The 725-nt window shown below is 68.3% G+C and carries 1 protein-coding gene; it reads left to right on the top strand.

Annotated features, from left to right (window positions below):
* Positions 1-725 (top strand): acyltransferase domain-containing protein (locus ACTMTU_RS36050; RefSeq protein WP_441267645.1); only part of this gene is annotated, 725 nt, incomplete at both ends.

The raw sequence follows: 725 nt of genomic DNA on the forward strand, positions 1-725 counted from the left end.
CGGGCGGGTGTGGTTGCCGGTTCGGTGGTGGAGGCGGTTGCTGGTTTGCGGGCGGTGGGGGAGGGGCGTTCGGCCGTGGGTGCGGTCACCGGCAGCGCCATGTCCTCTGCGGCTGGTGCGGCGTTTTTGTTTTCGGGTCAGGGGAGTCAGCGGGCGGGGATGGGCCGGGAGTTGTATGAGGCGTTCCCGGTGTTCGCGTCGGCGTTTGATGAGGTGTGCGGCTTTTTTGATGCGGATGTGAAGGGGGTGGTGTTCGGTTCGGATGAGGGGTTGGTGGAGCGGACGGAGTGGGCGCAGCCGGGGTTGTTCGCGTTCGAGGTGGCGTTGTTCCGTCTGGTGGAGTCGTTCGGTGTGCGGCCGGGCTTTGTGGCGGGGCATTCGGTGGGGGAGATCGCGGCGGCGTGTGTGGCGGGGGTGTTCTCGCTGGGGGATGCGTGTCGTCTGGTGGAGGCGCGTGGCCGGTTGATGGGTGGGTTGGCGTCGGGTGGGGCGATGGTGTCGGTGCGTGCTTCGGAGGACGAGGTGCGGCCGTTGTTGGGTGCGGGGGTGGATATTGCGGCGGTGAACGGGCCGCGTTCGGTGGTGGTGTCGGGTGAGCGGGGGGAGGTGGAGGCGGTTGCCCGGCGGTTGGAGGCGTCGGGTCGTCGGACGAAGTCGTTGCGGGTGTCGCATGCGTTCCATTCGCGGTTGATGGATCCGATGCTGGCCGCGTTCGAGGACGTCGC

This window comes from Streptomyces sp. OZ13 (assembly GCF_052068155.1).
Lineage (GTDB): Bacteria > Actinomycetota > Actinomycetes > Streptomycetales > Streptomycetaceae > Streptomyces.